24 protein-coding genes are annotated in these 26,579 nt (G+C 40.4%); 19 read left to right on the top strand and 5 right to left on the bottom strand.

The genetic code is table 11. From position 1 onward, the window contains the following. The first annotated feature begins 12 nt into the window (after window positions 1-12). The 4 genes from PMAN_RS13280 (at window position 13) to PMAN_RS13265 (ending at window position 4,478) form a co-directional block, all read left to right on the top strand. Window positions 13-1,302, top strand: coding sequence for a tyrosine-type recombinase/integrase (locus PMAN_RS13280; protein WP_010556699.1), 1,290 nt, complete (start codon window positions 13-15; stop codon window positions 1,300-1,302). A 16-nt stretch (window positions 1,303-1,318) separates the two neighbouring features. Continuing rightward, window positions 1,319-2,824, top strand: coding sequence for a GIY-YIG nuclease family protein (locus tag PMAN_RS13275; RefSeq protein ID WP_010556698.1), 1,506 nt, complete (start codon window positions 1,319-1,321; stop codon window positions 2,822-2,824). Window positions 2,825-2,952: 128 nt separating this feature from the next. Beyond that, window positions 2,953-3,519 (top strand): recombinase family protein, encoded by a 567-nt coding sequence (locus PMAN_RS13270; protein WP_021032401.1) that lies wholly within the window; start codon window positions 2,953-2,955, stop codon window positions 3,517-3,519. After that, a complete protein-coding gene (locus PMAN_RS13265; RefSeq protein WP_010556696.1) occupies window positions 3,516-4,478 on the top strand; it encodes a ParB N-terminal domain-containing protein in 963 nt (320 codons plus the stop codon). Before PMAN_RS13270 ends, PMAN_RS13265 begins: the two co-directional genes overlap by 4 nt. 122 nt (window positions 4,479-4,600) lie before the next feature. On the opposite strand, the gene PMAN_RS13260 is transcribed toward PMAN_RS13265, so the two are convergent. The 4 genes from PMAN_RS13260 to PMAN_RS13245 form a co-directional block, all read right to left on the bottom strand. Then, the gene (locus tag PMAN_RS13260) at window positions 4,601-5,353 is read right to left on the bottom strand and encodes a hypothetical protein (protein WP_010556695.1); all 753 of its coding nucleotides are present in this window, start codon (window positions 5,351-5,353) and stop codon (window positions 4,601-4,603) included. A 358-nt stretch (window positions 5,354-5,711) separates the two neighbouring features. Next, window positions 5,712-7,361 carry a chaperonin GroEL gene (gene groL, locus PMAN_RS13255; protein ID WP_006791253.1) on the bottom strand — a complete coding sequence of 550 codons (1,650 nt, stop codon included), beginning with the start codon at window positions 7,359-7,361 and terminating at the stop codon, window positions 5,712-5,714. 49 nt (window positions 7,362-7,410) lie between these two features. Then, on the bottom strand, window positions 7,411-7,698 hold the full coding sequence (locus tag PMAN_RS13250; protein WP_006791252.1) for a co-chaperone GroES: 288 nt from the start codon (window positions 7,696-7,698) through the stop codon (window positions 7,411-7,413). Window positions 7,699-7,808: 110 nt separating this feature from the next. Further along, window positions 7,809-8,285 carry an FxsA family protein gene (locus tag PMAN_RS13245; RefSeq protein WP_006791251.1) on the bottom strand — a complete coding sequence of 159 codons (477 nt, stop codon included), beginning with the start codon at window positions 8,283-8,285 and terminating at the stop codon, window positions 7,809-7,811. Between the two features lie 170 nt (window positions 8,286-8,455). Between PMAN_RS13245 and cutA the strand changes: the two genes are divergently transcribed. From cutA to PMAN_RS13170, 15 genes are all read left to right on the top strand, one after another. After that, window positions 8,456-8,776, top strand: coding sequence for a divalent-cation tolerance protein CutA (cutA, locus tag PMAN_RS13240; protein WP_006791250.1), 321 nt, complete (start codon window positions 8,456-8,458; stop codon window positions 8,774-8,776). Further along, complete coding sequence (locus tag PMAN_RS13235; RefSeq protein ID WP_010556694.1) at window positions 8,776-10,566, top strand: protein-disulfide reductase DsbD; 1,791 nt, start codon at window positions 8,776-8,778, stop codon at window positions 10,564-10,566. Before cutA ends, PMAN_RS13235 begins: the two co-directional genes overlap by 1 nt. 229 nt (window positions 10,567-10,795) lie before the next feature. Further along, complete coding sequence (gene aroQ / locus PMAN_RS13230) at window positions 10,796-11,248, top strand: type II 3-dehydroquinate dehydratase (protein ID WP_010556693.1); 453 nt, start codon at window positions 10,796-10,798, stop codon at window positions 11,246-11,248. A 43-nt stretch (window positions 11,249-11,291) separates the two neighbouring features. Continuing rightward, window positions 11,292-11,759, top strand: coding sequence for an acetyl-CoA carboxylase biotin carboxyl carrier protein (gene accB, locus PMAN_RS13225; protein ID WP_008128370.1), 468 nt, complete (start codon window positions 11,292-11,294; stop codon window positions 11,757-11,759). Between the two features lie 26 nt (window positions 11,760-11,785). Further along, the gene (gene accC, locus PMAN_RS13220; protein WP_006791246.1) at window positions 11,786-13,126 is read left to right on the top strand and encodes an acetyl-CoA carboxylase biotin carboxylase subunit; all 1,341 of its coding nucleotides are present in this window, start codon (window positions 11,786-11,788) and stop codon (window positions 13,124-13,126) included. A 126-nt stretch (window positions 13,127-13,252) separates the two neighbouring features. Next, the gene (tsaE, locus tag PMAN_RS13215; protein ID WP_010556692.1) at window positions 13,253-13,717 is read left to right on the top strand and encodes a tRNA (adenosine(37)-N6)-threonylcarbamoyltransferase complex ATPase subunit type 1 TsaE; all 465 of its coding nucleotides are present in this window, start codon (window positions 13,253-13,255) and stop codon (window positions 13,715-13,717) included. Window positions 13,718-13,796: 79 nt separating this feature from the next. After that, the gene (locus PMAN_RS13210) at window positions 13,797-15,092 is read left to right on the top strand and encodes an N-acetylmuramoyl-L-alanine amidase (RefSeq protein WP_008128378.1); all 1,296 of its coding nucleotides are present in this window, start codon (window positions 13,797-13,799) and stop codon (window positions 15,090-15,092) included. A gap of 36 nt (window positions 15,093-15,128) precedes the next feature. Next, entirely contained in the window at window positions 15,129-16,961 is a 1,833-nt protein-coding gene (gene mutL, locus PMAN_RS13205) for a DNA mismatch repair endonuclease MutL (RefSeq protein WP_010556690.1), read from the top strand. A 10-nt stretch (window positions 16,962-16,971) separates the two neighbouring features. Then, window positions 16,972-17,889 carry a tRNA (adenosine(37)-N6)-dimethylallyltransferase MiaA gene (gene miaA, locus PMAN_RS13200; RefSeq protein ID WP_008128382.1) on the top strand — a complete coding sequence of 306 codons (918 nt, stop codon included), beginning with the start codon at window positions 16,972-16,974 and terminating at the stop codon, window positions 17,887-17,889. An 81-nt stretch (window positions 17,890-17,970) separates the two neighbouring features. Next, window positions 17,971-18,234 (top strand): RNA chaperone Hfq, encoded by a 264-nt coding sequence (hfq, locus tag PMAN_RS13195; RefSeq protein WP_006791241.1) that lies wholly within the window; start codon window positions 17,971-17,973, stop codon window positions 18,232-18,234. 15 nt (window positions 18,235-18,249) lie between these two features. After that, on the top strand, window positions 18,250-19,539 hold the full coding sequence (gene hflX, locus PMAN_RS13190) for a ribosome rescue GTPase HflX (RefSeq protein WP_010556689.1): 1,290 nt from the start codon (window positions 18,250-18,252) through the stop codon (window positions 19,537-19,539). Between the two features lie 100 nt (window positions 19,540-19,639). Next, window positions 19,640-20,800 carry an FtsH protease activity modulator HflK gene (hflK, locus tag PMAN_RS13185; protein ID WP_010556688.1) on the top strand — a complete coding sequence of 387 codons (1,161 nt, stop codon included), beginning with the start codon at window positions 19,640-19,642 and terminating at the stop codon, window positions 20,798-20,800. A gap of 14 nt (window positions 20,801-20,814) precedes the next feature. Next, window positions 20,815-21,693, top strand: coding sequence for a protease modulator HflC (gene hflC, locus PMAN_RS13180; protein ID WP_010556687.1), 879 nt, complete (start codon window positions 20,815-20,817; stop codon window positions 21,691-21,693). Window positions 21,694-21,904: 211 nt separating this feature from the next. Further along, on the top strand, window positions 21,905-23,218 hold the full coding sequence (locus tag PMAN_RS13175; protein ID WP_008128387.1) for an adenylosuccinate synthase: 1,314 nt from the start codon (window positions 21,905-21,907) through the stop codon (window positions 23,216-23,218). A gap of 111 nt (window positions 23,219-23,329) precedes the next feature. After that, window positions 23,330-23,968 (top strand): tetratricopeptide repeat protein, encoded by a 639-nt coding sequence (locus PMAN_RS13170; protein WP_008128241.1) that lies wholly within the window; start codon window positions 23,330-23,332, stop codon window positions 23,966-23,968. A 100-nt stretch (window positions 23,969-24,068) separates the two neighbouring features. Here the strand turns inward: PMAN_RS13170 and PMAN_RS13165 are convergent, their stop codons facing one another. Further along, window positions 24,069-25,910: a cation:proton antiporter gene (locus tag PMAN_RS13165; RefSeq protein WP_006791234.1), complete on the bottom strand. Its 1,842-nt coding sequence runs from the start codon at window positions 25,908-25,910 to the stop codon at window positions 24,069-24,071. Window positions 25,911-26,579: the final 669 nt, after the last annotated feature.

The following is a 26,579-nucleotide window of genomic DNA, read 5'->3' as shown; positions in this document are numbered from 1 at the left end:
GTATATTCAACAATGGCAGAAGCTAGTAATAACAAATACCTTAAAAAACGTAAGAATCGTGATGTCTGGATGTTTCAAATAAGAATACCTAAGGGAGTTAGGCACTTATATGACGGCAAAGAGATTTACGTAAAGTCACTTCAAACGAGCTGCATTAAGACTGCTAGGTTACGTAGAGACAGTTTGTTGGGGCAGTTAGCTGTTCAAAAGGAACAAGCTATTGATGGTGGGCGTAGTACCTTTATGAGCTTCTATAATACTTTAGAGCAAGCAAAGCGTGATGCTAGGGGTGATAAATACGAGGCATATTATCAGCTTGAAGACTCTATTTTGGTTGGAACAGAAGAACACCCAGAGGTACGACAAGAAGCAGCTAAAGCATTTAAGACTGGGACAATACCTGTAAAATATACCTATTCCATGAGAGAAGCTCTTAATGATTGGCTGCGTAAAAACAAACAGAGAAACCAAGATACTATAGTCAAAATGAAGTCTACCGCTAGTCGTTTCTTGAGGCACCTAAACGTACACGATATGCCGCTAATGGGTATTGAAAGAAAGCAGGTGATTAGTTTTATAGACGAACTCATTCAGGAGGTAGCAGTAAGTACAGTTAAGGGTCATTTGAGTCGATTGAAAAGTATCTACGAGCATGCTTGGAGAATTGCAGAAATTGATAAACGCGAGAACCCTTTCGACTCTCACATACTTACTCATTATGAAGCAGATAAGACTATTGAAAAGAAGCAGCTATTTAGTCGTGAGGAAATTCGCGAAATAATTAGCTGGGCTAACTCTGAAGATGAAGGCATCAAAGCTCTCGTTTATTTAGGCTTATTCACTGGATGTCGCATATCTGAAATTTGTGCTGTAACTAAAGATGATGTGTATATCGAGGGTGAGCTAATGGCGTTATATATAAGAAAGGGTAAGACAGCATCAGCGACTAGAACTGTTCCACTTCCTAAGAGGGTTCATGAAATTGTAAGGAGGCGTTTGGGGGTTTCTGAAGTAGGTCAAAGCATCATTGGAATGGATGGTAAACAAGCCTCAAGAGTCTTTAGTAACTATAAATCTGCTAATGTGACGAAGGATAAAAGTCGAACATTTCATTCATTTAGGGTGCATATGAGTACGGCTTATCAAAGGGCTGGAATAGATGAGACTAGTGCAGCATTTGCTGTAGGTCATAAAGGCGGTAAGACAATGACTTATGGCTATTATGCTAAGGGTGAAGAGTTAAAGGTATTATGTCAACATGCTGATCAAGCGGCAAAAATCATAGAAAGAGACTGGCTGTAATCAAGGAGTTTTCAAAATGGCAAAGCAAGGGATTGAGGTAGACGGGATTGCTTATTCTAGTATCTCTGAAGCATCTGAACAGTACCATCTTAACCCCAAACTAATAGTAGGTCGTTTAAGAAGCGGTTGGTCTATTGAAGAGGCCTTTGAGTTAGCTCCAAGACGCAAGTTAGAGCCTAATAGACGGCAATCTATCTCTGTAAAGGTTAATGGTAAATTAAAGAGCTATTCAACCATTAAGGATGCCGCTGACGAATACGGGATAGAGCCCAAATTAGTTAGAGCTAGGTTGACTAACTTTAACTGGACTCCTGAAGAAGCATTAGGAATTATTGAGCGGGATTCAAAACGTATTGCCCATAATAGGAAAGAAGTTAAATTCTCAATTAATGGAGTTGACTATCACTTTTTATCTGTAACAGAGGCTGCTAAATCTCAAGGGCTAAACGAATTCCTTGTTTTCAATAGATTAAATAGTAGAGGATGGTCAATAGAGCAAGCTCTAGAATTAGCAACACCACCAGCACATACCAAAAAATGCTATGGCTACATTTATTTGATAAAAAACAACATCAATAGCAAGTATTACGTAGGACAGACTATGTCGCCAGTTACTGAAAGGTGGAAAAGTCACGTAGGTTTAGCTTCAAAAGGAAAAACCAAAAGCAAGCACTCTCTCTCTGCTGCTATTTTGAGATATGGAGCTGATGCCTTTGATATTACAATTATAGATCATGCTGACTCAATTAATGAATTAAATAAACTAGAGAGGTATTGGATTAAGAAATTAAAAACAAAGTACCCTGACGGATATAATCTTAATCGTGGAGGTAGTGGTTTTAGCAAAGGCCGTTCTGTAGTCTTAGAAAACTTAACTTTCCCATCTGTAAGTGAGGCTGCGAGGGCTTACGGTTTTAAGTATAGACTTGTTGCTGATAGGCTTCGCTATGGATGGACATTAGAGCAAGCCTTTGAGCTTGCACCAGCTCCAGAAACACACAAATTTGCTGGAAGAAAATTTACAATCAAAGATTCAGGAAATATGCTTACCTTTAATTCTGTTGGTGAATTAGCAAGCAGTTATAACCTTCCCACTGCAAGAGTTCTACAACGGCTAGTTAAGCTGAACTGGACACCTGAGCAAGCTGTAGGTTTGGTAGAACCACCCAAATGGGTGCATCCAATGCATTCATTTCAATTAGAGATAAATGGTAAAACTCGAAGGTTTAAGTCTAAAGCAGAAGCTGCTGCATTTTATGGATTTGATAGGTGGGAAACTATTAGAAAAAGGCTCTCAAGAGGCTGGACTCTAGAGCAATCTTTAGGTTTGGAGACACCTCCCATAAATAAACATGCTACTAAATTAATTGACGTTGAAATAAACGGCAACAAAGTAAAATACTCTTCAATGAGTAAAGCTGCTGAGGCAAATGGTGTATGCTTCAAAAGAGTCAGCGCAAGATTAAAATTAGGTTGGAGTTATGAAGAAGCTCTTGAGATCCGTCCAAGATCTAAAAGTTGATTTGTACTCTTTTAAGTATACCTAAACAGGTATGGTCATAACGTGATCAAACAGTACCTGTTAGGGTTTACTTTAAATTAAGACCACATTATTATTTCCCGCCTCTTAGAATTAAACGAGTACAGGATGTGGCACACATAGCTTATATGAGGGTCTCTTCTACAGACCAAAACACGGAACGACAACTTGCTGACGTAAAGATTAGTTTTACAAAGAAGTTTGTTGATAAATGTAGTGGCGGCTCTGCTCAACGACCAGCCTTAAATGAGCTAAAGGAATACATCAGGGAAGGTGACACTGTACATATCCATAGCATTGATAGACTTGCACGTAACCTCTTAGACTTGAAGCAGATTGTTACTGATTGGAATGGTAGAGGGGTCAAAGTGAAGTTTCATAAGGAAGGCCTCTGCTTTAAAGCTGGTGGCTCTGACCCAATGTCTGAGTTAATGCTGAGTATGTTGGGGGCAGTTGCTCAATTCGAGTTATCTATGATTCAAGAGAGAAGGCAGGAAGGCATCGAAAAAGCCAAGGCTGCTGGTAAATACCGTGGCCGTCCTACCAATAAGACTAACCACCAGCAAATCAGGCTATTACGCTCTCAGGGTATATCTTTGCGTAAAATAGCTAAAGAGGTTGGTGTTTCCCTTTCCACAGTACAAAGAGCTCTAGAAGCGATAGAGAAGCCTCAATGAACCAATACATGTCTAATAGTAGTTTTATAGACATCAACCCAAGAGAAGTGATTTTAGACCCTGCTATGCAAGGGCGAGACACTAATTTAATTAGAGATAAGAATACAAGACGCGCTCAAGAGCTTAAGCAAGAGAGCCAATCAAAAGAAATCTTAGACGACTTTCACAATGGAGTAGGAATAAAGCAACCAATAACTGTGTTTGAGGTTTCTGGAAAGAAGCTTGTTATAGATGGTTTTCATCGTATTAGTGCATCCTTAGAGTACATGGACAAAGCTAAATGTGATGATTTTAGGGTAAAAGCTAGGCTAGTTAGAAACAGAACATACACAGAGGCTTTCCTTGCGGCTCAAGAAGTTAACCAAGGGCATGGTGTAGGGGTTACTAAGGACGAAGTCAATCAGTCTAAGTTTAGATCATTAGTTATAGCTGGAAAATATGATTATAGTGTTAGTGAGCTTACAAAGCTTATTGGCTGCAGTCGAGGACAAGCAAACCATGTAATGAGAGCCCTTAGAGCTTGTGCAGAAGCTATTCAAGGTAAGCTGGAAGATTATAGCTCTCTTGATAGTTTTACCCGCCAGCTACAAAAAAAACTAGAGAATAGATACACAGAGGCAGCTAAAAGCTCCACTTGGGATGCAAGAGGGTTTCCAAAGATTAGAAGGCTCTCTGATATTGTCTCAGGAAAAAGCTACACCCCTAAGGATATGGATAATGAAGAATACAGACATTATCTAATAGAAGAGGCATATGCCAAGATAGACAGCCTAATAGAATCTGTTGGTGAAGATAACTTTAGGGAAGCCCTACGTAAAACTGCTAGAGGCTCTACCCTTGGGATTTCTATTACCAGAAGGGATAAATGGCTTGAACAAGCAGGAACGTTAGAGAGTGACGAAGCGCCAGATAATTGGGATGGCGTATCAATACCTGAAAGCTCATATGACGCCTTTTAGAGCCGTTGAATAGCCCTCAAAGGAAGACCGCACATAGTCTTTATAAGGAAATAGAGCCTAGTGTACACATGTGTACAGTGTGGTTTCCTTGGTGTACACAACAGGTTTACAGGTAAGTTAAATCAACATACTAAGCGAAGTCTAGTCGAAAGTATGAACTCTCTATGTAGCTCAAATAGTTCTGTTGCTAAGTCATTTAGCTCACTAATTTGCTCACTAACATTATCTGGCCAGTCGTATGAACCTCTGTATCTATCTGGAATACAAGAGAACACATCGCCATTACCAATAGGGTAAGACCTAACTGCGAGGGTATGAATAAAATGCTTTGCCTTGCCTAAAAAATTATTTCTTTTAGACTCAAGCTCTTTATCTAAAAAGGATTTCTGAGCGTGATCCCATGTATTAACAAACTTCTCTAAAGCATCAAAGCTACCTCTATGGTAAGCATTACCAAAGTCGTGGTCTTTTAATGTGCATACATCAAGACCATCTGCTGGTAATAAAGCAGCAAACTCTATAAATAGTTTTTCATCTACATCAATTTGAGCTTGTTTCTTGTTTTGAGATAGTTGCTCAGTCTTATATATGAGGACTCGATAACCAATATTGTGTAGAAGAGCCAAAAAGATTAAACCAAACCCTAAAGAATAATCAGCTGTACTGTTTTGCAAATCTGATAGGGTATAAGGAATACCAGAGTTTAAATTAAAGGTATCTACCAGCCAATTGTAAAATAGGTGTTTAAAAGGGGTTGGGGTTAAAATGATTGCTGCTCCAGTACCCCCAATGAACCAAGTGAGTTTGTTAGAAAAGTCTGGGAATAGCCATTTTTTCCATATGATTTCTTTAACTTCCTTTTTGTTATACACCATAGCTCCAATATGAATATGACTTTTATAGCTAAGCTTAACGCACTTATCATACTTGCTCTACATTTATAAAAAACAGATAAATATAAAACACGTTTTTTTTAAGCGTAGTGAGTCGATGCAATCGCAAAGGTGATTCAGTACCCCTAATACTCCCCCCCTACGGCTTAATATATGTAGTGAGCTAACCTAAATAATTTAAAAGAGGGTCTGAAGAAGTAGTTTTATTTGCTAGGTAGAATAGGAAAGTAGGGCAGGTGTATACCTAAGTATACAAAAGGGTTTATCCATGTCTCTACATATGCCTCTACGTGGAGTGGATAAACCCTTATAAATCAATGGTTAATATGGGTTGTGATGATTACATCATGCCGCCCATGCCACCCATTCCGCCCATGCCACCCATATCAGGGGCACCAGCAGCTTCTTCTTTAGGGATTTCAGCAACCATTGCTTCAGTTGTGATCATTAGACCCGCAATAGACCCTGCAAATTGTAGTGCAGAGCGCGTTACTTTAGTTGGATCTAGGATACCCATTTCAATCATGTCATTGTATTCGCCAGTTGCTGCGTTGTAACCGTAGTTACCTTCGCCACCTTTAACAGCGTTAATAACAACAGATGCTTCGTCACCCGCGTTAGTTACGATTTGACGAAGAGGTGCTTCCATCGCACGAAGGGCAACTTTAACACCGTGGTTTTGATCTTCGTTATCGCCAAGTAGTTCAACTAGCTTGCTAGCTGCACGTACTAGAGCAACACCGCCACCCGGTACTACGCCTTCTTCAACCGCTGCACGAGTTGCATGTAATGCATCTTCAACACGGTCTTTTTTCTCTTTCATTTCAATTTCAGTTGCTGCGCCTACTTTAATTACTGCAACACCGCCGGCAAGTTTAGCCATACGCTCTTGTAGTTTTTCTTTATCGTAGTCTGATGTTGCTTCTTCAATTTGTGCTTTAATTTGAGAAACACGACCGGTAATGCCTTCTTCTTCGCCAGCACCATCGATGATAGTTGTATCGTCTTTAGTGATAACAACGCGCTTAGCTGTACCTAGGTCTTCAACTGTTGCTTTTTCAAGCTCAAGGCCAATTTCTTCTGAAATAACAGTACCGCCAGTTAATACGGCGATATCTTGTAACATCGCTTTACGACGGTCGCCAAAACCAGGAGCTTTAACCGCTGATACCTTAACAATGCCGCGCATGTTGTTAACTACAAGCGTTGCAAGTGCTTCGCCTTCAAGGTCTTCAGCAATGATTAATAGTGGCTTGCTTGCTTTAGCAACGGCTTCTAATGTAGGTAGTAGCTCACGAATGTTAGATACTTTTTTATCTACAAGTAGAATAAATGGGTTATCTAATTCAACTGCGCCTTTTTCAGCGTTGTTAATGAAGTAAGGAGATAGGTAACCACGGTCAAACTGCATGCCTTCTACAACATCTAGTTCGTTCTCTAGTGATTGACCTTCTTCAACAGTAATAACACCTGTATTGCGGCCTACTTTTTCCATTGCTTCTGCAATGATGTCGCCAATTTCTTTATCAGAGTTAGCTGAAATAGTACCTACTTGAGCAATAGCTTTAGTATCAGCACAAGGAACAGAAAGCGCCTTAAGCTCTGCAACAGCAGCAATGATTGCTTTATCAATACCACGTTTAAGGTCCATTGGGTTCATGCCTGCAGCAACCGCTTTAAGGCCTTCATTAACAATAGACTGTGCAAGTACTGTAGCGGTAGTTGTACCATCGCCGGCTGCATCATTTGCTTTAGATGCAACTTCTTTAACCATTTGCGCGCCCATGTTTTCAAACTTGTCTTCAAGTTCGATTTCTTTTGCTACAGATACACCATCTTTAGTGATCACTGGAGAGCCAAACGATTTGTCTAGTACAACGTTACGGCCTTTAGGACCTAATGTAACTTTAACTGCGTTTGCTAGGATGTTTACGCCAGTTAGCATTTTAGCGCGTGCGTCACCTGCAAAAAGTACTTCTTTAGCTGCCATGTTTTAAATTCCTCTAAATTCTTAAATGTGTGTTAAACGAAAAGTAGGCTTAGCCTACAATGCCTAAAATGTTGTCTTCACGCATGATCAGGTACTCTTGACCTTCGATCTTTTCAGTTTTCTCAACATATGAGCCAAATAACACAGTGTCACCGGCTTTTACTTCTAAAGCTCTAACGTCACCGTTATCTAAAATACGACCATTACCTACGGCTACTACTTCTCCGCGAGTTGATTTTTCAGCTGCAGAGCCAGTTAATACAATACCGCCAGCAGATTTTGTTTCTTCTTCTAGACGTTTAACGATTACGCGATCTTGTAAAGGACGAATGTTCATGTTTTTTAGTTCTCCTAACAGTTTCTGAACAGTACAGAAAAAAGCTTTTCTAATTTGCATTCATTAATGGGGGTAGAGTAAAAAATTCCAAGAGAAAAAATGATAAATTTTTAATCTTTTCGTTCAAACTCACCATCAATGGTTGTTGGTTGTTCGGTTTGTTGCTGGTCACGCATCGAATGCGGTTGTTGAGCGTATGGGGAAGGACCTTGTTGCATACCTGCACTCATTCTCACAGTTGCCTGACTTGCAAGGCCTGCAGCTAATTTATTACGAATTGCAGGGGTTAATAAAAGTAAACCAAAAACGTCAGTCATGATGCCTGGCGTTAACAATAGTACACCGGCAATAATTACGCATATTCCCGTGAATAATTCTTTAGCAGGCATCTGGCCTTGCGCCATTTGCGTTTGCGCATTTTGAAGTGCGCCCATACCTTGTTGTTTCACCATCTTAGCGCCTAAAATTGCGGTAATAACCACTAGTGCAATAGTCGCTACACCCCCTATTACATCGCTTACTTGAATTAACAAGGCGATTTCGATAATAGGAATGATAATAAACAACACAAATAAAAATCTAAACATAATGCTCTCTAAATAAGGTACTCGTAAGAGTTGATGAAATATAAGTGAGGGTTAATAGGTCTCTTTTCAAGGTTAATGCGTAGGTAGTGTCATTTAACTGGATTTCTACACATTGGCTTACCTATCAGATACTATGAAGCTAGACATCGTTCAACAAGTAAAGGTTCATAATGAATACACAATTTAAATTAATTTTTACTACCTGTAAAAACGAGGCTGAAGCACGCATGCTTGGTAAAGCTTTGGTAGAAAAAAAGCTGGCCGCGTGTGTCAATATTTTACCAGCAATGTCTTCTATTTATATGTGGGAGGGTGAGGTAAAAGAAATGACAGAAGTTAAAATGCTAGTTAAAACCAAAACAGAGAAAATGAACGATGTGTTTTTAACTATAAAAGCGATGCATAGCTACGAAGTACCCGAGATACAAGTTATTGACATAACAACCGGGAACTTGGCTTATTTTAACTGGATGGATGAGGTATTACATTAATGCGCTTTTTGTTTTTGCTATTAGTGACATTATTAATAGCCCCTGCAAAGGCTACATCAAATAATGTGCTTAATGATTTATTAGCGCCCACGCAGCAAACCTTTTTACCCGTAACACAAGCGTTTGAGTTTGACTTTGATCAGCAAGGTCGCACCTTGTTTATAGGGTGGGATATTGCGCCAGGTTACTATTTATATAAGCAAAAAATAGAGATACTCGCTAAAGATGCCAGCATTGATGTAGGAAGCTTAGGTGATGGCGAGATTATCGAAGATGAATTTTTTGGTAAAACAGAGGTGTTTTTTCAAAGCGTTAGTATCATCAGTAAGCTGAGTGACGTAAATGAAGGCGCCGTAGTCAAAGTGCGTTATCAAGGCTGTGCTGAGGCTGGACTCTGTTACCCGCCTGAAGTTATCACAATTCCATTGAGTGTGATTGCAGGCGAGCAATCGCAAAATGCAACACCGTCTAATGCTGCAAGCGCATTAACCGAATCAACATCGCAACCGGATGCTGCTATCACTAAAAAAGATCTTTCTTTTACTGAGCAACTGGCAAGTCAAAGTTTAGCTATTAACTTATTAGTATTTTTTGCAGTGGGTGTGGGGCTTGCTTTTACACCATGTGTGTTCCCGATGTTTCCTATTTTGTCGAGCTTAATTGCTGGGCAACAAAATTTATCAACTAAAAAAGCCTTTGCACTTTCGTTCGTATACATACAAGGCATGGCGGTAACTTATGCAGCATTAGGGTTAGTTGTTGCAGCATTAGGTGGACAAGTACAAGGGTATTTACAGCACCCCTATGTACTTATTAGCTTTAGCTTATTATTTGTATTACTGGCTATGTCGATGTTTGGTTGGTACGAAATAAAACTCCCTAGCAGTATGATGAATAAACTCACGCAGGTAAGTAATAATCAAAAAGGTGGCAACTATGTTGGTGTATTTTTGATGGGGGTATTGTCCGGTTTAATTGCATCACCTTGTACTACGGCGCCGCTATCAGCCGCTTTATTATACGTTGCGCAAAGTGGTGATTACTTAGTGGGCGGGCTAACGTTGTATGTATTAAGTTTAGGCATGGGGTTGCCTTTATTATTGCTTGGTACATCGGGTGGTAAATTGCTACCTAAAGCAGGCGGTTGGATGGAGCAAGTTAAAACCTTATTTGGCTTTGTAATGTTGGTCGTTCCACTAATATTGTTAGAACGTTTGATCAGCGCCAACATTATATTACTTATGGCAGGTATATTGGCGTTAGCTGCTGCTTTGTACTTACACCATTGGCAAAGTAATCAGCAGCAAAGTAAATTAAAAACAGCTTTATGGTTTGCAGCCATGTTATTGGTATTTACTGGATTTAGTTTAGCTAAAGACTATTTTTGGCCTGTACAAGTCCAAGTGAACTCACAAAAAAACGAGTTTAAACACGTTGCCAATTTAGCCGAACTAAAAGTCGCGGTCGATGATGCCAATAAACAAGGTCGACTTGTTATGGTCGATTTATACGCCGATTGGTGTGTTGCGTGTAAAGAGTTTGAACATTACACCTTTCCTGATGAAAATGTGCAAAAGGAGTTTAGTCATTATCAGTTAATTCAAATCGATTTAACTGAAAGTGATAGTAAAACTATTGAGCTAATGGAAGAGTATGACGTGTTCGGGTTACCGAGTATTTTGTTTTTTAATACTCAAGGGCAAGAGCTAAGCACGTTGCGAGTGACAGGCTTTTTAAATGCTGAGGATTTTGCTAAACACCTTGCTACAGTGCGTGCCAACGCACAATAATAGTGCAATAAAGCCACTTAAGTTTACTAAGTGGCTTTGTTATTTATACCTTTCAAAATGTACCTTAAATAGTGATTGGACCAGTATTTTGCTGTTATTTACGTCGAAATCACTATAATACCCAGCTAACGTGAGAAAATGTTGCAATTTAGCTTTTTTATGCTTAGTTTAAAGTTAAAAAATAGCTAGCAATGGCTTAACTCATTACTTAGAGGGTATATCGCGTATTATGGCTGCAAAATTAAAGATTTTAGTTGTTAATGGTCCAAATTTAAACATGCTAGGAAAGCGCGAGCCAGAAAAATACGGTACGCAAACACTTAGCGAGATTATGAGCGAACTAACAAATACCGCTAATAGTCTGAATGTTGAACTTACGCACTTTCAAAGTAATGGTGAGCAAGCGCTCATAGAACGAATTCATAATGCTTGGCAAGCGGTTGATTGTATCATTATTAACCCCGCAGCATTTACGCATACAAGCGTTGCATTACGTGATGCATTGTTAAGTGTTGATATTCCGTTTTATGAGGTGCACTTGAGCAATGTGCACGCACGTGAAGCTTTTCGCCATCATTCTTATTTTTCAGATGTGGCACAAGGCGTTATATGTGGATTAGGTGCAATGGGTTACCACGCAGCATTAAATGCAGCGGTTAACCGGTCGCAAAACGTAATTTAATTTAAAAATTAACACACTAACAAACTAACAGGCGGGTCGTGTAATGGATATTCGCAAGATAAAAAAACTTATCGAATTAGTAGAAGAATCGGGCATTGCGGAACTAGAAATCACTGAAGGTGAAGAGTCGGTACGCATAAACCGTAACAATATGAGTGCGGGTCCAGCTTACCCACAATTTGCACCACAACAATATGCGCCAGCTCCTGCACAGCAAGCGCCAGCCCCTGCTGCCCCTGTAGCAGTTGAAGCAGAAGCTGCGCCTGCTGCACCAACGGGTCATCAAGTTAAATCACCTATGGTTGGTTCATTTTACTCAGCATCTTCTCCAGAGGCACCTGCTTACGTAGAAGTAGGCTCTAAAGTTAATGTAGGCGATACACTGTGTATCATTGAAGCCATGAAAATGATGAACCAAATTGAAGCTGATAAAGCGGGTACTGTACGCGCAATTTTAGCTGAAAATGGCGAGCCAATTGAATTTGACCAACCTCTATTCATCATTGACTAATAGCATAACGTAAAAGGCCAACTCTAATGTTAGATAAAGTAGTCATAGCAAACCGAGGTGAAATAGCACTTCGTATATTGCGCGCCTGCAAAGAGCTTGGGATCAAAACGGTTGCTGTTCATTCAACGGCGGATCGCGATCTTAAGCATGTATTGCTTGCAGATGAAACCATCTGTATTGGTAAGCCATCAGCAACAGATAGTTATTTAGATATACCGCGCATTATTGCTGCGGCTGAAATAACTGATGCGGTAGCGATTCACCCAGGTTATGGTTTTCTTGCAGAAAACGCAGATTTTGCAGACCAAGTTGAGCAAAGTGGTTTTGTATTTATTGGACCAAAAGGCGACACAATTCGTCTAATGGGCGATAAAGTATCTGCTATTGCCGCAATGCGTAAAGCTGGCGTTCCATGTGTACCGGGTTCTGATGGTCCTGTAACAGACGATAACGAACGCAACATGCAAATTGCTAAGCGCATTGGTTATCCGGTTATTATTAAAGCAGCTGGCGGCGGCGGTGGTCGTGGTATGCGTGTAGTACGCAATGAATCTGAATTAGTAAATTCAATTTCACTAACGCAGCAAGAAGCTAAACAGTTTTTTGGTAATGGTATGGTTTACATGGAGAAATACCTTGAAAACCCACGTCATATCGAAGTACAAGTATTAGCCGACGGACAAGGTAATGCAGTTCACCTAGGTGAACGCGATTGTTCAATGCAGCGCCGTCATCAAAAGGTAGTTGAAGAGGCTCCTGCACCAGGCATAACAGCTGAAACACGTAAGTTTATTGGTGAGCGTTGTACACGTGCGTGTATTGAAATTGGTTACCGTGGCGCGGGTACGTTTGAGTTTTTATACGAAAACGGCGAGTTTTACTTCATTGAAATGAATACCCGTATTCAGGTTGAGCATCCAGTAACAGAAATGGTTACGGGTATTGACTTAATCAAAGAGCAGCTAAAAATAGCAGCGGGTCAGCCATTATCATTCACGCAAGACGACGTCGTTATTCGTGGCCATGCGATTGAGTGTAGAATTAATGCTGAAGACCCTGAAACGTTTATCCCGTCACCGGGTAAAATTACACGTTTTCACCCCGCTGGTGGGTTAGGTATTCGTTGGGACAGCCATATTTATGCTGACTACACTGTACCACCTCATTACGATTCAATGGTTGGCAAGCTAATTACTTACGGTGAAAACCGTGATGTGGCTATTGCCCGTGCACGCAATGCACTAAACGAATTAGTAATTGATGGAATTAAAACTAATACTCCTTTGCATAAGCGTATTCTTGCAGACGAGAATTTTCAAAATGGTGGAACTAATATCCACTACCTTGAGAAAAAGTTAGGTTTGTAATCTTCCTAAATTAAAAAAACCGGCTTAGGCCGGTTTTTTTATGCCTGAAACTTCAATTTATCGCCATAAATAAATAATCTGGTATGATTAGCTAATATGCGCTTTTAAGTTAATTTTGAGGTAATAATGACCCGTAGTTTTGAATCTCACTTAAATGATGAACTTGCAACTGTTGCAATGGGTAAGCAAGTAGCAGCAGTTATTGAGCAAGGTGCTGTGATTTATTTACATGGTGATTTAGGCGCTGGTAAAACAACGTTTACACGTGGTGTGGTGCAAGGCTTTGGTCATACAGGTAAAGTTAAGAGTCCAACATATACACTGGTTGAACCCTATGAGCTTGACCGTGCAAACGTTTATCACTTTGACTTGTATCGTTTAGGTGATCCAGAAGAACTTGAATTTATGGGTATACGCGATTATTTTTCACCGCAGGCTATTTGTGTTGTTGAATGGCCAGAAAAGGGTGGAGAGTTTATTCCTGTACCCGATTTAGATATAACGCTAAGCTATGTAGGTGACGAGCGTAAAATTGTGTTCAAAAGTACCAGTGAACGTGGTGCAGCAATTGTCGATAAACTAAAAAAATAAATAATAAAATAGTGAAGGCAGTAATTATCAAATGAATCGAGGCGCAATTAAACTCTCAGTTTCTCTTATGATTTTCATCATGAGCTTTTCTTTGTGGGCACAAAACACGATAAATAGTGTGCGTGTGTGGCCATCTCCAGATAGTACACGCGTTGTATTTGATTTAGACGATAAACCCGATTTTAGTTATTTTATGCTAAAAAACCCAAGCCGCTTAGTGGTTGACCTAGAAAACACCAAAGAGCTTAAAGTACTACCCGGTGTGCCACCTAAGCACCAAATTGTTAGCAAATTACGTTACTCAAAGCCCAAAAATAAGCAAAGCGTTCGTTTAGTATTTGAGCTAAGCGCACCCGTAAAACCAGTGCTATTTGCGCTTGCGCCTACTGGTCCATACAAAAATAGGCTTGTGGTCGATTTATATAATAAAAGTGAACCAGAACCAGTGGCTTCACCTGCACAAAAAGCTGCTAAAAAACGTCAACTTAGCCAAGAACGCGATATTGTAATTGCTATCGATGCGGGGCATGGCGGAGAGGACCCTGGCTCAATAGGGCCATCAGGCACGTATGAAAAAACGGTTACGTTGCAAATAGCTAAGCGTCTTGAGCGAATGATAGACGCTGAGCGAGGCATGATTTCGCGTATGGTACGAAGTGGCGATTACTTTGTAAAACTTAATACGAGAACAAACAGAGCACGAGAGAAAAAAGCCGACTTTTTTGTGTCTATTCACGCTGATGCATTTACAAGCCCTGGTCCCAATGGTGCATCGGTATGGGTGTTGTCATTACGAAGAGCCAATTCTGAAATCGGTAAATGGATAGAAGATAAAGAAAAGCATTCCGAGTTGCTCGGTGGTGCAGCCGATGTAATGAAAGATGCGGCTAACGAAAAATACTTAGCGCAAGCATTACTTGATATGTCGATGGATCATTCAATGAAAACCGGCTTAAACGTTGCTGAAGAAGTGGTTAAAGAGCTACGAAAAGTTGCAAAGCTTCATAAAAAAGACCCGCAACATGCAAGCCTTGCGGTTCTTAAGTCGCCAGATATTCCCTCTATTTTGGTCGAAACGGGGTTTATATCTAACCCGCGAGAAGAAAAATTATTGAAAAGTGCAAATCATCAAGAGCGTTTAGCCAAGGCTATGTTCACTTCAATTAAAAATTACTATTTGAAAAACCCACCAGATGATTCGTTGTTTGCAAAATTAAAGTCGCAATACCCTACAAAACATAAAGTACGCCCGGGTGAATCTTTAAGTATGTTGGCAAGCCGTTATGGGGTCAGCATAAGTAAAATAAAAAAAGTAAATAAACTAAATTCAAACACGCTTTTTATTGGTCAAGAGCTCGACATACCACAGAGTTAATTACATAAATCTGCACGCAGTTTGCTAGGAAATATCATGAATATTGAAATACTACCTGCCCGTTTAGCCAACCAGATTGCCGCAGGTGAAGTGGTTGAGCGTCCAGCGTCGGTAGTAAAAGAGCTTGTTGAAAATAGCCTAGATGCTGGCGCTACTCGTATTCAAATAGAGATAGAGCGTGGTGGCCATAAGCTTATTCGTATTCGTGATAATGGCTCGGGTATAGGTAAAGAAGAGCTCACACTTGCGCTTTCTCGCCATGCGACAAGTAAGTTAAAGTCGCTTGATGATTTAGAAAATATTTGTTCACTAGGTTTTAGGGGGGAGGCATTAGCTTCAATTAGCTCAGTATCGCGATTAACCCTCAGCTCCAAACCAAAGACTCAAGACGCTGCTTGGCAAGCATTTGCAGAAGGCCGTGATATGGCTGTGCAAGTTAAGCCGGTTGCTCACCCTGATGGCACCACCATTGAGGTTAAAGATCTATTTTTTAATACCCCTGCACGGCGCAAATTTTTACGTACCGAAAAAACAGAGTTTACCCATATTGATGAGCTCATTAAGCGCATAGCGCTTAGCCGGTTTGATGTATCGATTACGCTGACTCATAACGAAAAAGTAGTTAGGCAATACCGCGCCAAAACAGATCCCGCTCACGCCATAACTCGCGTTGCACAAGTTGCAGGTAAGGCGTTTGCAGAGCAAGGGCTTCATATTCAATCAGGGGAAGCAGGGCTTCAACTACATGGCTGGGTTTTACCGGTAGGCTCTGTAAATACAACTCAGTACACGTATGTAAATAATCGTATGATGCGCGATAAGCTCATTTTACACGCTATTCGTCAGGCATTTGAAGAAGTTAGTGGGGTACAAGAGCTACCAGGGTTTGTAATTTATATTGATATTGACCCACGCCAAGTTGATGTAAATGTACACCCAGCAAAGCATGAAGTACGTTTTCATCAAGGTCGCTTAGTACATGACTTTATTTTACAAGCGATCAAGCAAGTTGTTGTGCCATTGCAAGGTGAGTTTAACAATGAAGCGGTAACGACAGCTGATGATCATTTACCTGCATTTACTCATGCCATGCATCCGTCGACATCTAAAAATGAGACTCGTGGCGGTTATGATTATCCTAAATCTCAGTTACAACCAAATTACTCAGGTAGTTCAAGTTCAACTGGTGCAAAAAGTAGTGGTGGTGAATACAGAGCATCATCAAGTGCAGACCATCAAGACGTGAATGCGTTTTATCAAGGAGTGAGTGAACAACATGCTGCGCACTTTGATGTCGTGGCGCAAACCACTCTGCAAGATTCATCAGTACCTGATCAAAGTGCTGTAAATATGGTGTCTATTATTAGTTTGCATGATGGAAACTGTGTCTTTAGTGCGCAGCAGCAGCTATTTTGCTCACATTTTAAATACGCCATAGTTGATGATTGGCATGAGCAAATTAAAGAGCAAGGTAGCCTTGAAGGTAAAGCATTGTTATTACCTGTCAGGGTTAATTTATCAAAAGAAGACTGTTTGCTAATCGAAGGGCAGCAATCGTGGTTCACGCTGCTTGGCTTTGAATTGGTGATAGAGAAGCAGTTTGTTATGGTTAAAAAGCTGCCTTCATGTTTGTATTTACTTGATGTAAGTAATGCTGTTAACGAGTTACTAAGCGCCTGTAAAAGGCAGTTTGAGAACATAGAAGATTGGTTAAAATGGCAGGCCGAATGTATACCGCCGCGCTTTTATGCTAGCAACGTATTTATAACTCAACAAATGCGCTTACAAAATAATCCGCAAACTATTGAACGCTTGCGTGAAAAAGCAGTTAAAATAGAGCTAAGTCAGTATTTAGCGCAATTAAATTAGGGTGTTCGTGTTGAGTCAATTACCAGTTATATTTTTAATGGGTCCCACTGCTGCAGGTAAAACAGCATTGGCTATTTCTTTGTGCGAGCATTTAAATACAGAGATAATCAGCGTCGATTCAGCATTAGTGTATAAAGGTATGGACATTGGCACTGCAAAACCTGATTCAGAAGAATTGGCTCGCGCTCCACATCATCTTATTGATCTGCTTGACCCGAGTGAAACGTATTCTGTTGCAGATTTTAGACGTGATGCAATAAAAAAAATTGATGAATTTCATCAACAAGGTAAAGTGCCTGTATTAGTTGGAGGTACAATGCTGTACTTCAAGGCACTTATTGACGGTTTATCGCCTCTGCCTGAGGCAGACCCAGCTATAAGGGCTCAACTTGAAGCAGAGGCTAGTGAGTTTGGCTGGCCACACTTGTATCAAGAACTCGTAAAAATAGATCCACAAGCGGCACAAAAAATGAGTGAAAACGACTCGCAAAGAATTAACCGTGCGCTGGAGGTATATCGATTAACCGGTAAAACAATGACTGAACTGCAAAAGCAAAAGCAGCCACCTTTACCGTATACTTTTCATCAATTTGCCATCGCGCCGCAAGAGCGAAGTGAATTACATCAACGAATTGAAGAAAGGTTTAAAATAATGATAGATCAGGGGTTTGAAAATGAAGTTTCGGCCTTATATCTACGTAAAGATTTACATCACAATATGCCTTCTATTCGTTGTGTGGGCTATAGACAGATGTGGGATTACCTTGCGGGTGAAGTAAGTCATGATGAAATGGTATTTCGAGGTATTGCAGCAACCCGGCAATTGGCTAAACGTCAATTAACTTGGTTGAGAAGTTGGCCTGATGTTACTTGGTTAACAACCGGCGATGAAGAAAACTTGCATCATGTAGTAAGTTCGCTAAGCTAGTAGTAGTTGGATATGATTTAGCTTTATTAAATGAGTTCAGCCACTTAATTATAATAACACCTAGAACGAAGGAAGAATAACATGGCAAAAGGCCAATCGTTACAAGACCCATTTTTGAATGCACTACGTCGTGAGCGCATTCCAGTATCAATCTTTTTGGTTAATGGCATAAAATTACAAGGTAAAATCCAGTCATTTGATCAATTTGTTATTTTACTTGAAAACACGGTAAACCAAATGGTTTACAAACACGCAATTTCAACAGTTGTACCTGCTCGCGCAGTCAACTTCCAAGGTGTTCAAGGGAGCGATGACACTGAAGAACCAGAAGCTGGAAACTTTTAATTAGGAGCGTAATGCTTGTTTGACCGCTATGAATCCGGCGAACAGGCAATTTTAGTTCATATCGACTTACCTAAAGAAGGGGATCGTGAAGATCTTCATGAATTAGAGATGTTGGTATCTTCTGCTGGTGTTAGTAGTTTGGCGGTTGTGCAAGGCAGCCGTCAAGCACCACATCCGAAACTATTCGTCGGTACCGGTAAAGCAGAAGAAATAGCTGAGATTGTCAAAATCCACAATGCAGATGTCGTTATTTTTAATCATCAACTCAGACCGTCACAAGAACGCAACTTAGAGCGCGTTTGTCAGTGCCGTGTGCTTGATAGAACGACCCTTATTCTTGATATTTTTGCCCAACGTGCACGTACCCATGAGGGTAAATTGCAGGTTGAATTGGCACAACTTCGCCATATGTCTACTCGGCTTATCCGAGGTTGGACTCACCTTGAGCGTCAAAAGGGTGGTATTGGTCTTCGTGGACCTGGTGAAACTCAATTAGAGACCGATAGGCGTTTACTGCGCGTACGTATTCAAAGTATTCGTGCACGACTACAAAAAGTGGCTGTCCAGCGTGAGCAGGGTAGACGCGCGCGTAACCGTAATGAAATTCCAACGGTGTCGTTAGTGGGTTACACTAATGCGGGTAAATCTACATTATTTAACCGTATTACAGATTCTGAGGTCTATGCTGCCGATCAGCTTTTTGCGACGCTTGACCCAACACTGCGTAAACTGGAGTTGGGTGATGTTGGTCAGGTGATTTTAGCCGATACCGTGGGTTTTATCCGTCATTTGCCTCACGATTTAGTGGCTGCATTTAAAGCAACATTGACCGAAACACGTGAAGCCGATTTACAGTTACACGTAATAGATGCTGCTGATTCGCGGATTAAAGAAAATATTGAACAAGTGCAATCGGTGCTTAAAGAAATTGAGGCCGATGACGTTCCACAACTATTAATTTATAATAAAATTGATGCGCTTGATAATGTTGCTCCGCGTATTGATCGAGATAGTGAAGGTCAACCTATAAGAGTATGGTTGTCTGCACAAACGGGTGAAGGGTGCGAATTACTAAGTGAAGCCATTAGCGAGTTGCTTGCTAAAAAAATGTTTAGTGAAACGCTTTTATTAACCCCTTTATACGGGCGTTTAAGGGCTTCACTTTTTAGCTTAAATGCGGTGCATGAAGAGCGATTTGATGAACAAGGCAATTGGCTACTAGATGTAAGAATGCCAATGGTTGAATGGAATCGCTTAATTAAAGAATTTGGTCCTGAAATTGTTGGTTTTATCAACCGAGATTAAAAATTGACGTTTAAATGTCGGTTTTTGTATGAGAAACGCAGTAGATTTGATAGATTTAACACAATTTCCTAATTTATTTAGATAACAATGGAGTATAGCTATGGCCTGGAATGAACCGGGTAATAATGGCAATGACAAAGATCCGTGGAACAATAAAGGCGGACGTGATCAAGGCCCACCTGATTTAGACGAGGTGTTTCGTAAGTTTAGTAACAAGTTCGGCGGCTTATTTGGCGGTAAAAAACCCGGCAATGGAAGCGGTGGCGGACTTGGCGGAGCCGGTATTTCATTTATCCTCATTATCGCCGCTATTGTGTGGGCGTTAAGTGGTATTTATACGGTTAAAGAAGCCGAACGTGGTGTTGTTTTGCAGTTTGGTAAATATGACCGAATTGCTGAACCAGGCCTGCGTTGGAAAATGACGTTTATTGAAACGGTTATCCCAGTTGATATCGAAGCCGTTCGTTCACTGTCGGCGTCTGGCTTTATGCTTACTGAAGATGAAAACGTGGTAAGTGTTGAGTTTCAGGTGCAATACCGTGTTATTGACCCATACCTTTACAAGTTTAGCGTAACGAATGCTGATAGCAGTTTAGAAGAAGCGCTAGACAGTGCACTGCGTTATGTTGTGGGTCATGCAAAAATGGACCAGGTTTTAACGAACGGCCGTGAAGAAGTGCGTCAAAACACATGGGATGAGCTTAACAAGGTAATCGAACCATACAACCTTGGTTTAATTGTTACTGACGTTAACTTTAAAGATTCTCGCCCACCTACTGAAGTTAAAGATGCGTTTGATGATGCGATTGCAGCACAAGAAGATGAAGAGCGTTTCATCCGTGAAGCAGAAGCGTATGCGCGTGAAATTGAACCGCGTGCACGTGGTCAAGTAACACGTATGACACAAGAAGCTGAAGGTTACCAAGAGCGTATTACACTGGAAGCGCAAGGTGAGGTTGCTCGTTTTGAAAAGCTATTACCTGAGTATTTAGCGGCTAAAGAAGTAACGCGTGAACGCTTATACATTGATGCAATGGAAGAAGTGTTAGGTAGCAGTTCTAAGGTGTTGGTTGATGTGAAGGGTGGTAATAACATGATGTACTTACCTCTTGATAAAATCATGGAAAAGCAAGGCACTGCAACACGTGTTGCGTTACCAAGCTCAAGTGACATTCAAGACTTAAGAAACAAAGTAAATACATCACGTAACAGCACCGTTAATAGCAGCAACGACCGCTTTAACAACGATCGCTTTAACTAGGGGAGATAAGCATAATGAAAAATTTTAGTTTAGTAATACTACTAGTTGCCATTGTGATGTCTTTCTCATCGGTATTTGTTGTACCTGAAGGGCAAAAAGCAATTGTGCTATTGTTCAGTAAAGTACAAAAAGATGATGATGATCAAGCGGTTGTTTATGGCCCAGGTTTGCATTTGAAAGTCCCATTTTTCAGCCAAGTACGTCGTATTGATGCACGTATTCAAACGCTAGATGGAACGCCAGATCGTTTTGTGACAAGTGAGAAGAAAGACTTAATTGTTGATTCGTTTGTTAAATGGCGTGTTAACGACTTTAGTGCTTTTTACTTACGTGCACGTGGCGACAAGCAATATGCTGAAACGTTACTTGAGCAAAAGGTTAATAACGGACTTCGTACTAACTTTGGTACACGCACAATTCGTGAAATTGTATCGGGTGAGCGTAGTGAGCTTATGGAAGAAGCATTAGTTCAAGCATCTGAAAGTGCCCGCGAGTTAGGTATTGAAGTGCTAGACGTACGTGTTAAGCAAATTAACTTGCCTCAAGAAGTAAGTAGTTCGATTTATCAACGTATGCGTGCTGAGCGTACTGCCGTTGCTAAAGAACACCGCTCTGAAGGTCAAGAAAAAGCGGAGACTATTCGTGCTAGCGTTGACCGTCGAGTGACAGTTATGCTTGCAGACGCTGAACGTAACTCACGCTCAGTACGTGGTCGAGGTGATGCAGATGCTGCCGCTATTTATGCAAATGCATATAATAAAGATCCAGAGTTTTTCAGCTTTGTACGTTCTTTAGAAGCGTATAAGAAAACGTTTAAAGGTAAGCAAGACGTGATGGTGCTTTCACCAGACAGTGACTTCTTCCAATATATGAAAGGCGCTAAAGCGCAGTAGACTATATTTATACTTTTAAATTTTAAAGCCCCGCACTTGCGGGGCTTTTTGTTGAATACAATCTACAACTTTAAATCACTGTTATATATGTGGTTATTTACTCATATTTTAATTTAATAATTCTTCGCAGAAAAAATAAGCTGAACAGGGGTGATCTTTGCTTGGGTTTTCTGGTAAAATCTCGTCCTAATTTTCTCTAAGTGAATTTACAATGGGTAAAAACGTTGTTGTATTAGGCACCCAATGGGGTGACGAAGGTAAGGGTAAGGTAGTTGACCTCCTTACGGACAAAGCATCTTTAGTAGTTCGTTATCAAGGTGGCCACAATGCAGGTCATACTTTAGTTATCGAAGGTAAAAAGACGGTTCTACACCTTATTCCATCGGGTGTATTACGTGACAATGTTAAATGTGTGATTGGTAATGGTGTTGTTTTATCACCAGAAGCGCTAATGAAAGAAATTGGCATGCTTGAAGAGCGTGGCGTACCAGTACGCGAACGTCTTTTAATAAGTGAAGCATGTCCGCTAATTTTGCCTTTCCATGTTGCATTAGATGTAGCCCGCGAAACAGCTCGTGGCGACAAGCCAATTGGCACAACTGGCCGTGGCATTGGTCCTGCGTACGAAGATAAAGTAGCACGTCGCGGTTTACGCGTAGGTGATTTATTTAATCCTGAATTATTTGCAGCTAAACTAAAGGAAGTTCTTGAGTACCATAACTTCACGCTAGTTAACTACTACAAAGTAGACGCTGTAGATTTCCAAAAAACGTTTGATGATGCGATGGCTGTTGCAGATATCTTAAAAGCAATGGTTGTAGATGTAACTGAGCTTTTAGACCAAACACGTTTAGCAGGTGAGCACATTTTATTTGAAGGTGCGCAAGGTACATTACTTGATATCGATCACGGTACTTATCCTTATGTAACTTCGTCAAACACGACCGCTGGTGGCGTTGCAACTGGTGCTGGTTTTGGTCCACTAAACCTTGACTACGTGTTAGGTATTATCAAAGCGTACACAACACGTGTTGGTTCAGGCCCTTTCCCTACAGAGCTTTACGATGGCCTTGATAAGCAAGACCCAGTTGGTAAGCACTTAGGTGACAAAGGTCATGAGTTTGGTGCTACAACAGGTCGTCTTCGTCGTACTGGTTGGTTAGATGCAGTGGCAATGCGCCGTGCAGTTCAAATCAACAGTATTTCAGGTTTTTGTTTAACTAAGCTTGATGTTTTAGATGGCTTAGAAACATTGAAAATCTGTACTGGCTACCAGCTTGAAGATGGCACTGTTACAAACGTAACACCATTAGCTGCTGAAGGTTACGAGAAAGTAACACCAGTATATGAAGAGATGCCGGGTTGGTCTGAAAATACTGTGGGTGTAACTTCACTTGAAGGCTTACCAAAAGCTGCAATTGATTACATCAAGCGTATTGAAGAAATCACTGGTGTTCCAATTGATATTATTTCTACAGGTCCAGACCGTGTAGAAACAATGGTACTTCGCAATCCATTTGCTTAATTACCATAAATATAAAAAAAGCTGCTAAATGCAGCTTTTTTTGTGTCTAAAATTCACCTTGGAACGATCTTTGTATATTATTTAGTAAGATAATTTTTGTACGTGGTGAACATGCGCCTATTTTTAAAAAGTTCGTTATTAGCTGTGCCCTTAGTGTCAGTGTCTTTATTTATATCTTCCAATACGTTAGCAGATGAATCACCTGCTGCAGTACCGCTATACACTGAATCAGAGCTTATCGCGTTAATAAATAAAAATGTGCATTTGCAGCGTGTAAAGGCAGATGATTGCCAGCTAGTTCAAGATATTGAAGCGCGAGCCAATAAAATGGCATTGCCATCCTATCAATTTTTATATGGCGATATGCTTGCTTATAATGTGTGTGTTGAGCGAAATGTAGAGCTAGGCGTGTATTATATGAGAAAGTCTGCTGAGCAAGGCTTAGCGGCAGCGCTTGAGCAGTTAGGTCGCTATTACGATACCGGGAGGCTAGTTCAGCAAGATAAAGCCATGGCTATTACGTATTTACGGGAAGCTTCTGCACAAGGTAACTTAAAAGCGCAGTTACGTTTAGTGAAGTTGTTTAATGATGGCTACGGTAGCCCACGGGATTTTGAAGATGCATATCGTTGGTTGTTTAATGCAATGGTAGCAGATAAAGCAACGCATAAAAAAATTGAAAACGCTCTAACTAAGCTTGCGCAAAAAATGCCTGATAGTGTAGTAGAGCGCGCTCGGTTACCTATGTAATACTAATCAAGAATAAACTTTAATTAAGCGAGTTGCTGTACATTTAGAAAAAAGCCCTAATAAAATTAGGGCTTTTTTGTGAGCATTATTTTAGTTAACTTTATTCTTTGTCTTTAGGTTGAGGGTCTTTTAATAACGACATTTTAGGGGGGTGCAGTGCAACAATACGCTCACCTTCTTGAGGCGGTTTGTCCATATTAAGTGTGAATGGTGTTACTTTAGCTGGTGTATCGTCATCGTTGTCTTTATCTCCTTTAAGAATAAATAAAGGGATAGCCTCAGGGTTCATTTCTAAGTATTGCTCCCAGCTAAACTCATCTGAAATACGTGTAGCACTTACTTTTCCACCTTTAGCAATGACACTGCTTAAGCGAGCGTACGAACCTTCATCCCCAAATAATATTTGACGCGATAAAAAGGTCGCACTGTCTTTATTAGCTTTAGCGTGTGTTGTTGATGAGCGTAGCGAAAACACGTTTTTTTCATTGAGTAAATGTGAAAAATACTGCACACCTAATGCATTGTGATGCCTGTTTGGTGAAAGCGCTAAAACACTTCGGATAGTTGTAAGCGGTAAGTATCGTTCAGCATGCTCTGATTGCGGATTACCATAATAGCAAGGCAAGCCATCCATACGTGCCATTTTGCAGTTTTCCCAGGCAGGATCTGAAAGGTGGACAGGAATATTTTGCTCTTTTAAACCTCGCCCTATTGCACGTGACACATGGTTAGCCCCAATAATTAAAATAGTATTAGGTGATGGTTGACGTACACCTAGTAACTTAGCCACAGGGATTGCGGTTAGGCTTTGTAGTACAACAGTTATAATGATAACTGTAAAAATAAGTGGAACCATTTTTTCTGCATCAGCCACACCCGCTTCCATCATGCTAAGTGCAAACACTGAACCAACAGCGGCTGCTACAATACCCCTTGGCGCAATCCAAGCGAGTACTAAGCGAGATTTAATTGGTAAGTCGGTACCAAAGGTAGAGATAGCAATACATAAAGGGCGTGCTACGAATAACACAATCGCTAAAAAAATAAATACATCACTGTCTAACATCATTAAGTCGGAAAGCTGCAAACGGGCTGCGAGTAAGATGAAAAGCGTTGATATAAGAATCATCGACAAGTCTTCTTTAAACTCTAAAACAGAGTCTATTTCTAGGTCATCTTGATTCGCAAGCCAAATACCAAATACCGTTACGGCCAATAAGCCTGACTCATGGCTTAAGTAGTTTGATACAGAAAAGCTAATTAATACCAGCGCTAAAATACCAAACTTATGTAATTCAAATGGCAACCATTCTCGGCGCATTAATTGAGTTGTAACCCAGCCTGCTGCTACCCCTATTGTTAGACCAACTCCAACAGTTTTAACTAAAGCAACAATAGTATGGCTTAGTACCTCGCCTTGGCCTACTAACATTACTGCTTCAAATACCAGTACAGCAAACAATGCCCCGATAGGGTCAATAACAATCCCTTCCCAGCGTAGAATGCGGTCTATGTCTTGTGTGGGGCGCATGGAGTTTAGTAAAGGCGCTATTACTGTCGGGCCTGTTACCACAAGCACTGCGCCGAGCACAGCAGCAACCCGCCAATTGAGCTCAAGTAACCAATAGGCACTTAAACTAATTACAACACAAGTTGCAATCATACCAATGGAGCATAGGTTTCTGACTACTTTACCAATTCCCTTTAACTCCCTAAAGTGAAGGGTAAGGGCGCCTTCAAATAAAATAACAGCCACACTTAATGATACGACAGGGAAGAGTAAGTCGCCTAAGAGTGCATCAGGGTCTAAAACACCACTAAATGGCCCAAGTAACAGGCCAGTGAGCAATAAAAAAAGAATAGCGGGTACTCTAAATGCCCACGCTACCCATTGGGCAAGCACTGAGCAGAGTGCGATACCGGCTATGTAAATTGCTGACATAGATTAAGAATTCCTTATTATGATTTTATTTAAAGTATAACGATTTTAGTTGTTATTAAAGGGGTATACACGGGAAAATCAACTATTACTATTTAATTTTAGCCGCTAACAAAATATTAGTACGTATTAATTATGGTTAGCGTTGCTAAATATTTTATAAATTATCAATAACACCTTCTATCTTCATGATTTGAAAGTAAAAAAGTTTGTTACTAAACGCTTTTTAATGTGGTCGTTTGAATTTTAGCCTTGATCTTACGACCTAATTTAGCGTATTATACTTCGAGTTCGAATAATTAGGTATCTAATTAAATTATCTGGGAAATAAATTCGTCGTTAATGTTACGGTCATATTTGCTAGGTATAATCGTTATTTAGAAGCTAGTTCAGTATTTGAACGTCTAAAATATAATTTATTTGATTACTTGATACGGTTTATCCCAAGCATTTAAAGTTTGAGTTGAATTGATATCTTTCAATGTTTAACCCCCATCGTGGCGGTTAAATCTCGGTCCTTTAGTCTTCACCCTATCTGTTGGTGTACCAGACTTTAGAGGCTCTATGTATGTTGTTAATAAAAAAGTCACCAAGGCTTTTTACAGCGATGCATCAACAACACTTTTTAAACTTTCTTATAGGCATTACTTTCATTGCAAGGTATCTGCTTTT

This window comes from Pseudoalteromonas marina (assembly GCF_000238335.3).
Lineage (GTDB): Bacteria > Pseudomonadota > Gammaproteobacteria > Enterobacterales > Alteromonadaceae > Pseudoalteromonas > Pseudoalteromonas marina.
This window is presented reverse-complemented; position numbering and strand designations above follow the sequence as displayed.

Bases quoted from the DNA above. Each gene is read 5' to 3' on its own strand.
- PMAN_RS13280 (WP_010556699.1), top strand. From the start codon at position 13: ATGGCAGAAGCTAGTAATAACAAATACCTTAAAAAACGTAAGAATCGT.
- PMAN_RS13275 (WP_010556698.1), top strand. From the start codon at position 1,319: ATGGCAAAGCAAGGGATTGAGGTAGACGGGATTGCTTATTCTAGTATC.
- PMAN_RS13265 (WP_010556696.1), top strand. From the start codon at position 3,516: ATGAACCAATACATGTCTAATAGTAGTTTTATAGACATCAACCCAAGA.
- PMAN_RS13260 (WP_010556695.1), bottom strand. From the start codon at position 5,353: ATGGTGTATAACAAAAAGGAAGTTAAAGAAATCATATGGAAAAAATGG.
- groL (WP_006791253.1), bottom strand. From the start codon at position 7,361: ATGGCAGCTAAAGAAGTACTTTTTGCAGGTGACGCACGCGCTAAAATG.
- PMAN_RS13250 (WP_006791252.1), bottom strand. From the start codon at position 7,698: ATGAACATTCGTCCTTTACAAGATCGCGTAATCGTTAAACGTCTAGAA.
- PMAN_RS13245 (WP_006791251.1), bottom strand. From the start codon at position 8,285: ATGTTTAGATTTTTATTTGTGTTGTTTATTATCATTCCTATTATCGAA.
- cutA (WP_006791250.1), top strand. From the start codon at position 8,456: ATGAATACACAATTTAAATTAATTTTTACTACCTGTAAAAACGAGGCT.
- PMAN_RS13235 (WP_010556694.1), top strand. From the start codon at position 8,776: ATGCGCTTTTTGTTTTTGCTATTAGTGACATTATTAATAGCCCCTGCA.
- aroQ (WP_010556693.1), top strand. From the start codon at position 10,796: ATGGCTGCAAAATTAAAGATTTTAGTTGTTAATGGTCCAAATTTAAAC.
- accB (WP_008128370.1), top strand. From the start codon at position 11,292: ATGGATATTCGCAAGATAAAAAAACTTATCGAATTAGTAGAAGAATCG.
- accC (WP_006791246.1), top strand. From the start codon at position 11,786: ATGTTAGATAAAGTAGTCATAGCAAACCGAGGTGAAATAGCACTTCGT.
- tsaE (WP_010556692.1), top strand. From the start codon at position 13,253: ATGACCCGTAGTTTTGAATCTCACTTAAATGATGAACTTGCAACTGTT.
- PMAN_RS13210 (WP_008128378.1), top strand. From the start codon at position 13,797: ATGAGCTTTTCTTTGTGGGCACAAAACACGATAAATAGTGTGCGTGTG.
- mutL (WP_010556690.1), top strand. From the start codon at position 15,129: ATGAATATTGAAATACTACCTGCCCGTTTAGCCAACCAGATTGCCGCA.
- hfq (WP_006791241.1), top strand. From the start codon at position 17,971: ATGGCAAAAGGCCAATCGTTACAAGACCCATTTTTGAATGCACTACGT.
- hflK (WP_010556688.1), top strand. From the start codon at position 19,640: ATGGCCTGGAATGAACCGGGTAATAATGGCAATGACAAAGATCCGTGG.
- hflC (WP_010556687.1), top strand. From the start codon at position 20,815: ATGAAAAATTTTAGTTTAGTAATACTACTAGTTGCCATTGTGATGTCT.
- PMAN_RS13175 (WP_008128387.1), top strand. From the start codon at position 21,905: ATGGGTAAAAACGTTGTTGTATTAGGCACCCAATGGGGTGACGAAGGT.
- PMAN_RS13170 (WP_008128241.1), top strand. From the start codon at position 23,330: ATGCGCCTATTTTTAAAAAGTTCGTTATTAGCTGTGCCCTTAGTGTCA.
- PMAN_RS13165 (WP_006791234.1), bottom strand. From the start codon at position 25,910: ATGTCAGCAATTTACATAGCCGGTATCGCACTCTGCTCAGTGCTTGCC.